This window comes from Mesorhizobium sp. M7A.F.Ca.CA.004.04.2.1 (assembly GCF_004022825.1).
Lineage (GTDB): Bacteria > Pseudomonadota > Alphaproteobacteria > Rhizobiales > Rhizobiaceae > Mesorhizobium.
The window spans coordinates 1-431 of record NZ_RZPH01001804.1 but is presented as its reverse complement, the minus strand read 5'-3'; the positions used below and the strand labels follow the sequence as shown (position 1 = coordinate 431).

Below are 431 nucleotides of genomic sequence, written 5' to 3'. Positions count from 1 at the left end.
GGCGTCGAGCGCCAGCAGGCGGCGCTGTTCGATCACGGCGCGTGCCAGCGGATTGGCGAAAGGCCGCTCCGGCATCAGCAGCGTCTTGGTTTCGCTCGATGCAGTGTGCCCGGCATCATCGGTGGCGACCAGCGTCAGCTTGATGCTGCTGCCGGCCCAGACATGCTCGGTCAGGTCCTTGGAGGTCTTGGCGGCGTTCGACTTGCCGCCGCGGCGCGGCAGCGTCAGCGGCATTTCAGGTGCACCGTACAGCGGGCGCGCATTGGGCGCCTGCGGATCGGCGAGCGCGAACACCGCTTTGGCGGTGGCGGCGCCATAGTCGTCGTCGATCTGGTAGTTTAGCTCGAAGGCGCCGTTTGCGGCGCGCTTGGGCTCGCCGACGAAGCGGATCTGCGGCGGCTTGTCCGATATGACCGCGAAGGCCCAGCGGC

The 431-nt window shown here is 68.2% G+C and carries 1 protein-coding gene; it reads right to left on the bottom strand.

Annotated features, from left to right (window positions below; translation table 11 throughout):
• A partial coding sequence (locus EN893_RS37665; protein ID WP_128362343.1) for a DUF4175 family protein occupies positions 1-431 on the bottom strand: 431 nt, incomplete at both ends.